Annotated in this window: 5 protein-coding genes; 3 read left to right on the plus strand and 2 right to left on the minus strand. The window is 70.7% G+C overall.

The genetic code is table 11. The features are described from left to right. The first annotated feature begins 21 nt into the window (after window positions 1-21). Genes ACWF62_RS12065 through ACWF62_RS12075 form a run of 3 tightly spaced genes read left to right on the plus strand, consistent with a single transcriptional unit; the run spans window position 22 to window position 5,647 of the window. A complete protein-coding gene (locus ACWF62_RS12065; RefSeq protein ID WP_378571295.1) occupies window positions 22-2,028 on the plus strand; it encodes a maltotransferase domain-containing protein in 2,007 nt (668 codons plus the stop codon). Beyond that, complete coding sequence (gene glgB, locus ACWF62_RS12070) at window positions 2,025-4,226, plus strand: 1,4-alpha-glucan branching protein GlgB (RefSeq protein WP_378571293.1); 2,202 nt, start codon at window positions 2,025-2,027, stop codon at window positions 4,224-4,226. The genes ACWF62_RS12065 and glgB overlap by 4 nt, the downstream gene beginning before the upstream one ends. Further along, window positions 4,223-5,647: a neutral zinc metallopeptidase gene (locus ACWF62_RS12075; protein WP_378506416.1), complete on the plus strand. Its 1,425-nt coding sequence runs from the start codon at window positions 4,223-4,225 to the stop codon at window positions 5,645-5,647. Before glgB ends, ACWF62_RS12075 begins: the two co-directional genes overlap by 4 nt. Window positions 5,648-5,654: 7 nt before the next feature. On the opposite strand, the gene ACWF62_RS12080 is transcribed toward ACWF62_RS12075, so the two are convergent. Then, window positions 5,655-6,551 carry a tetratricopeptide repeat protein gene (locus tag ACWF62_RS12080; protein ID WP_378571291.1) on the minus strand — a complete coding sequence of 299 codons (897 nt, stop codon included), beginning with the start codon at window positions 6,549-6,551 and terminating at the stop codon, window positions 5,655-5,657. 143 nt (window positions 6,552-6,694) lie between these two features. Next, window positions 6,695-7,075: a DUF3817 domain-containing protein gene (locus tag ACWF62_RS12085; RefSeq protein ID WP_378571304.1), complete on the minus strand. Its 381-nt coding sequence runs from the start codon at window positions 7,073-7,075 to the stop codon at window positions 6,695-6,697. Window positions 7,076-7,276 lie beyond the last annotated feature (201 nt).

Raw genomic sequence — 7,276 nt, forward strand, 5'->3', positions numbered from 1 at the left:
GCAGCCCGTAAGGTCTCCTGCATGACCGGGCGGATAGGCATCGACGACGTCGTCCCCGACATCGAGGGAGGCAGACACCCGGCGAAGGCCGTGGTCGGCGAGACCTTTCCGGTGACCGCGTCGGTGTGGCGCGACGGGCACGACGCGGTCGCCGCGACGCTCGCGGTCCGCGGCCCCGGGTTCACCCGAAGCATCCGGATCCCGATGCTGCCCGGCCCGCTGCCCGACACGTTCGCCGCGGCCTTCACCCCCACCTGCCCCGGCACCTGGACCTACCGGGTGGAGGGGTGGAGCGACCCGCTCGCCACCTGGCGGTCCGCGGTCGAGGCCAAGCTGGCGGTCGGGCAGGGTCCGACCGAGTTGGCCAATGACCTCGAGGTCGGTGCCCGGCTGTTCGAGCGGGCCTCGCACGTCGTGCCCCGCGGGGATCGGCACCGCTGCCTCGCCGTCGCGACGGCGCTGCGGAGCACGCAGCCGTTGCCGCAGCGGGTGGCGCCCGCGTTCGCGCCCGCGGTCACCGACCTGCTGCGCGCCCATCCGCTGCGGGACCTGCTGACGAGGGGCCGGGCGCTCCAGGTGTGGGTGGATCGCACCCGAGCCCTGTTCGGATCCTGGTACGAGTTTTTCCCCCGGTCCACCGGCGGACGGGATGCGGAGGGGCGGCCGCGGCACGGCACCTTCACCACGGCCGCGAACGCGTTGCCCCGGATCGCGGCAATGGGATTCGACGTGGTGTACCTGCCGCCGATCCATCCGATCGGACGGGTGAATCGCAAGGGCCCCAACAACTCACTGACTCCGGGACCGGACGATGTCGGATCGCCGTGGGCGATCGGATCGCCGGAGGGCGGCCACGACGCGATCCACCCCAACCTGGGTACGATGGCCGACTTCCGGGCGTTCGTCAGCCGGGCGGGCCGGCTCGGACTCGAGGTCGCGCTCGACCTCGCCCTGCAGTGCGCCCCCGACCATCCCTGGGCGGCAGCACATCCGGAGTGGTTCACCGTCCTGCCCGACGGCACCATCGGGTACGCGGAGAACCCGCCGAAGAAGTACCAGGACATCTACCCGATCAACTTCGACGACGACCGCGACGGCATCTACACCGAGGTGCTGCGCGTGGTCCGGTTCTGGATCGCGGCCGGTGTCAGGATCTTCCGGGTCGACAACCCGCACACGAAGCCACCGGACTTCTGGGAATGGCTGATCGCGGAGGTCAAGACCACCGACCCGGATGTGCTGTTCCTGTCCGAGGCATTCACCCGCCCGGCCCGGATGTACGGGCTCGCCAAACGCGGGTTCTCGCAGTCGTACACGTACTTCACGTGGCGGGTGTACAAGCAGGAGCTGATCGAGTTCGGGCAGGAGATCGCCGCGAAGGCGGACGAGGCCCGGCCGAACCTGTTCGTCAACACCCCCGACATCCTGCATGAGAGCCTGCAGGTCGGCGGGCCCGGCATGTTCGCGTTGCGCGCCGCCCTCGCCGCAACCCTGGCCCCGACCTGGGGCGTCTACTCCGGGTACGAACTCTACGAACACCTCCCGGTGCACCCGGGCAGCGAGGAGTACCTGGACTCGGAGAAGTACCAGCTCCGGCCCCGCGACTTCGACGGCGCCCGGGCCCGCGGCGAATCGTTGGAGCCGTGGCTGACCACCCTGAACCGGATTCGCCGCGCGCACCCGGCCTTGCAGCAGCTGCGCAACATCACCTTCCACCACGTCGACAACGACTCGCTGATCGCCTACTCGAAGTTCGACCCGGTGACCGGCGACGCGGTGCTGACCGTGGTCAACCTGGACCCGTACGCCGCCGAGCAGGGCATGATCTGGCTGGACATGCCCGCGCTCGGCCGGGACTGGCACGACCGCATGACCGTGCTCGACGAGGTGTCCGGCGAGCAGTTCGACTGGGGGCAGACCAATTTCGTCCGGCTCGAGCCCTGGCGCGCGGTCGCACACATCCTCGCACTGCCCCCGATCCCCTACCCGGCGCGGCTGCACCTTGCGCACCGCCCGCCCGCGTCGTGAGCGCCATCGTTCCCCGCGGCGCCGCGCCCGACCCCGGCGCCCTCGCCCGCCTGCTCGCCGGGACCCACCACGACCCGCACGCGCTCCTCGGTGCGCACAGCCATCCTGGCGGCACCCTGATCCGCGCGTTGCGGCCGAACGCGGTCGCGGTCGCGGCGCGCATCGGCCGCACCGACCACCCGCTGGTCCGGCTCGCCGACGACCTGTTCGGGGCGGTGGTTCCGGTGGAGGACCTGGTCGACTACCGCCTGGTCGTCGAGTACCCGGGCGGGGACACCACCGTCGTCGCCGACGGCTACCGCTTTCTCCCGACCCTCGGCGACCTGGATCTACACCTGCTCGGCGAGGGCAGGCACGAGCGGTTGTGGGAGGTCCTCGGCGCCCACCCGCGCGTCTACACCACCCCGGACGGTGCGGTGCCGGGCACGTCGTTCGCGGTGTGGGCACCGAACGCGGCGGGGGTCGCGGTGATGGGTGACTTCGACGGCTGGGTGGGCAGGCAGGCCCCGATGCGGGCGCTCGGGTCGACCGGCGTGTGGGAGGTGTTCGTCCCCGGGGTCCGGCCCGGCGACCTGTACAAGTTCCGGGTGCACTGCCGGGACGGGTCGGTGCGGGACAAGGCCGATCCGATGGCATTCGCGACCGAGGTTCCGCCCGCGACCGCGTCCCGGGTGACCCGGTCGGACCACGTCTGGTCGGATGCCGAGTGGGTCGCGGCGCGGCGCCGCCGCGAACCCAACCAGGAACCGATGAGCATCTACGAGATCCATCTCGGGTCGTGGCGTCCGGGGCTGGGCTATCGCGACCTGGCGCGGCAGCTCGCGGAGTACGTGCGCGCGTGCGGATTCACCCATGTGGAGTTGCTGCCCATCGCCGAGCACCCGTACGGCGGCTCCTGGGGGTACCAGGTCACCTCCTATTACGCGCCGACCGCCCGGTTCGGCTCCCCCGACGACTTCCGCTGGTTCGTCGATCACCTGCACGGTGCCGGGATCGGGGTCATCGTCGACTGGGTGCCCGCGCACTTCCCCAAGGACGAGTGGGCGCTGGCCCGGTTCGACGGCGAGCCCCTGTACGAGCACGCCGACCCGCAGCGAGGCGAGCAACTCGACTGGGGGACCTACGTTTTCGATTTCGGGCGTGCCGAGGTCCGCAACTTCCTCGTCGCGAACGCCCTGTACTGGATCGACGAGTTCCACGTCGACGGGCTCCGGGTCGACGCGGTCGCGTCGATGCTCTATCTGGACTACTCCCGACCCCCCGGCGGCTGGACCCCGAACATCCACGGCGGCAGGGAAAATCTCGAGGCCGTCGCGTTCCTACAGGAGATGAACGCGACCGTGCACAAGCACCACCCCGGCGTCGTGACCGTCGCCGAGGAATCCACCGCGTGGCCGGGCGTCACCCGCACCACCACGGTCGGCGGCCTCGGCTTCTCGATGAAATGGAACATGGGCTGGATGCACGACACCCTCGGCTACCTGGGCCGCGATCCGGTGCACCGCAGCTTCCACCACCACGAGGTCACGTTCTCGCTGATGTACGCGTGGAGCGAGCACTACCTGCTGCCGGTCAGCCACGACGAGGTGGTGCACGGCAAGGGCACGCTGTGGTCCAGGATGCCCGGCGACGACCGCACCAGGGCCGCGGGGTTGCGGGCGTTGCTCGCCTACATGTGGGCGCACCCGGGCAAGCAACTGCTGTTCATGGGCCAGGAGTTCGGGCAGCGCACCGAATGGTCGGAGGAACGCGGCCTCGACTGGCGGCAGCTCGACGACCCGCACACCGGTGCCCTGCAGCGGGGGGTGCGCACCCTCGTCGGCGACCTCAACGCCGTCTATCGCGCCCATCCGGCGTTGTGGACGCTGGACACCTCGCCGGGCGGCTACTCGTGGATCGACGCCAACGACACCGAGAACAATGTGCTCAGCTTCCTGCGGTACGGCACCGACGGCTCGATCGTCGCGTGCCTGTTCAACTTCTCGGGGTCCCCACATCAGCACTACCGGGTCGGCCTGCCCGAGCCGGGTCGCTGGCGGGAGATCCTCAATACCGACGCCGCCGCCTATCACGGAACCGGGTTGGGTAACTTCGGTGAGGTGACCGCCACCGGCACCCCCTGGCACGGACGCCCCGCGTCCGCCGAGGTGACGCTGCCCGGCAACGCCGCGATCTGGCTGCACCGGGAACTGCCGTGACCCGGCTCCCGATCGCGTTCGCGGCCGCCCTCGCCACCGTCCTGGTCGCCGGCTGCGGTCAACTCGTGGACGGGCACGCGGTGTCGATCTACGACGACCCGTTCACCGTCGCCGGTCTGGCCGCCACCACCGGGCCGAACGGTCCGCGGCCCGGCGCCCCGGAGCCGTCACTCGCCGTCCGGGGCGGCGACGGGTCCGCCGCCGACCGTCTCGCCGGCGCGGCCGTCGACGACCTCGCCGCATTCTGGACCGTCGAGTACCCGCGCGCGTTCGCCGGGGATTTCCGGCCGGTCACGGACCTGATGTCGTGGGACCCGGGCGTTGCCCCCGCGCGGTCCGGGACGTTCTGCGGCGACAGCACCCACGGCGTCGCCAACGCCGGCTACTGCATCCGTGACGGCTCGATCGGCTGGGACCGCACCACCCTGCTGCCCGCGCTGATGGACACGTTCGGCCCGATGGCGGTGGTGATGGTGATCGCACACGAGTACGGGCACGCCGTGCAGCACGACTCGGGGCTGGCCGGCGACGACGACCCGACCCTGGTGCTCGAGCAGCAGGCGGACTGCTTTTCCGGCGCGTACATGCGGTATGTCGCGGCGGACCGGTCCGCACAGTTCACCCTCAACACCTCCGAGGGCCTCAACTCGGTGATGGCGGCGATGGTCGCCGTCCGCGACACCGACCCGAACGATCCGAGTGCCGTCCACGGCACCGCGTTCGAGCGGGTCACCGCCTTCCAGATCGGGTTCACCGACGGCGCCCGCGCGTGCACCGGGATCGACGAGGCCGAGGTCGAGACCAGGCGCGCGCAGCTACCGCACCAGTTCACGACGCCCGGCGACATCGGCGAGACCGCGGTGACCGAGCGGACCGTCGACCTGACCGTGGATTCGCTGCAGTCGGTGTTCGCGCTGCCGGAACGCCCCCGGGTCTCGTTTGCCGGCGCGGACACCGGGTGCCCGGACGCGACCACCACCGAGCCGGTGTCGTACTGCCCCGCGACCCGCACGATCGGGGTGTCGATGCCCGCCCTCGTCGAACGCGGGACACCACACGACGGCAACGTCGACGACCTCGCCAGCGACATCCGCGGCGACTTCGGCGCCTATGTCCTTGTCGCGTCCCGATTCACGCTCGCCGTGCAGCAGCACACCGGCGACTCCCTCACCGACCCCAAGACAGCGTTGCGGGCGGCCTGCCTGTCTGGGGTGTGGACCGCGGCAACGGCGTCCGGCTCGGCGGGCGGACTGAGCCTCTCGCCGGGCGACCTCGACGAGGCGGTGTCCGGACTACTCACCGACGGACTGATGGCATCCGACATCGACGGGGTCACCGTCCCGAGCGGCTTCGCCCGGGTAGACGCCTTCCGGTCCGGGGTCCTCGGCGGGCGCGACGCCTGCACCAACCGGTACCAGTAGCGCTCCGCTAGTACAGCGCGGAGGCGAGCTTGCGGCGGGCGACGACGACGAGCGGGTCGGCCTGGTCGAAAAGCTCGAACAGTTCGAGTAGCCGGGTGCGGACCGTGGTCTTGTCCTCACCGGCGTACCTCCTGATCGCGTCGATCAGGAGCGTGAACGCCTCCTCCGGCTGCTGGGTGTAGAGCAGGGCGTCGGCGGCGTCGAGCTGGGCGGCAACGTTCGCGGGTTCCGCGGCGGCGGCCGTGACCGCGTCCGGGGCGACGTTCTGCACCCGCGCCAGGAACCGCACCTGACGCTGCGCGGCGACGGCCTGCTTGTTGCCCGGCTCGGCGTCGAGGATTGCCTGGTACGCCGCCTCGGCGCCGTCAAGATCGCCGTCGGCGAGCGCGTCCTCGGCGGCAACGAACCGCGGGTCCTCGGGTTCCGGTTCGGCACCGTCGACGGGCGGCGGACCCGACAGCTTGCCCGCGGTCGCGGCCAGCACCTGCCCGAGCCAGCCCTGCACCTCGTGGACGGGTTGCACACCCTGGAAGTCTGCGATCGGCTGGCCTGCCGCAACGGCGACGACGGTCGGGATGCCCTGCACACCGAACGCCTGCGCGATCCGCATGTTCGCGTCGACGTCGACCTTCGCAAGCACCCAGGTCCCGTCGCCGTCCAACGCGAGCGACTCCAGCTCACCGACGAACGCGACACTCGCGTCGCTGCGCGGGGACCACAACGCGACCAGCACGACCACCTGCATCGACCGTTCGAGAACCTCGGCCTCGAAGGTGGCTTCGGAGACGTCGACGACGGGCGCCAGACCCGTTGCCGAGCCGTCCCCTGCCGGGGTCGATGCGGTCGGCGCGGCAGGCGGCTGCGGTCGATCCTTCAGGCCGGACAGATCCACTGCACCGGACATGGCTGCCGCCATCGCGGCGGATGGACGTGCGGGCTGACGAGAACCGGGTCGAGTCACGGTGCCAGTTTGTCACAACAGGCCAGCGCCCCGGACAGCACAGCGCCCCCGGACCGCGGACGGTTCGGGGGCGCTGGGCATGCGGATCAGACGGCGTCGAGCTCGCGTGCGGTGGCAGCGGCGGCCGGGGTTGCGGACAGCTCGCCGAGCTGACCGGTCCGCTTCGCCCACCACTCGAACAGGATCGTGAAGAACGGCGGGATGCTCGAGAGCAGCGCCAGCCCGGTCGTGACCAGGTTCCACTTGAGGGCACGTGCGGTCAGCAGCGCGACGACAATGAACAGGACGAACACGGCACCGTGGAACGGACCGAAGATCTTCACGCCGATCTCGTTGCCGTTCTCCGGCAGGTACTTGAACGCCATGCCGAGGAGCAGACCGGCCCAGGTGAATGCCTCAAGGATTGCGACAAATCGGAACCGCTTGGCCGGGGTGCTGAGATCGAAGATGTTCGCCATGACCGCCATTGTGCCGGGCATCTACGACGATCCGTCGTTGCTGTGGGAGACATCACGGCCCCGACGGGATGCGTCGGGGCCGCGACCGGAGTAATGCCTCCCCGGTCAGCGCTGCGGGACGCGGAGGATCAGGGCATCACCCTGCCCACCACCACCACACAACGCCGCCGCACCGATGCCGCCGCCGCGGCGCTGCAGTTCCAGGGCCAG

It is taken from the genome of Rhodococcus sp. NPDC054953 (assembly GCF_053609225.1).

Coding starts and splice junctions, on each gene's coding strand:
- ACWF62_RS12085 (WP_378571304.1), bottom strand. CDS start 7,075: ATGGCGGTCATGGCGAACATCTTCGATCTCAGCACCCCGGCCAAGCGG.
- ACWF62_RS12080 (WP_378571291.1), bottom strand. CDS start 6,551: ATGTCCGGTGCAGTGGATCTGTCCGGCCTGAAGGATCGACCGCAGCCG.
- ACWF62_RS12065 (WP_378571295.1), top strand. CDS start 22: ATGACCGGGCGGATAGGCATCGACGACGTCGTCCCCGACATCGAGGGA.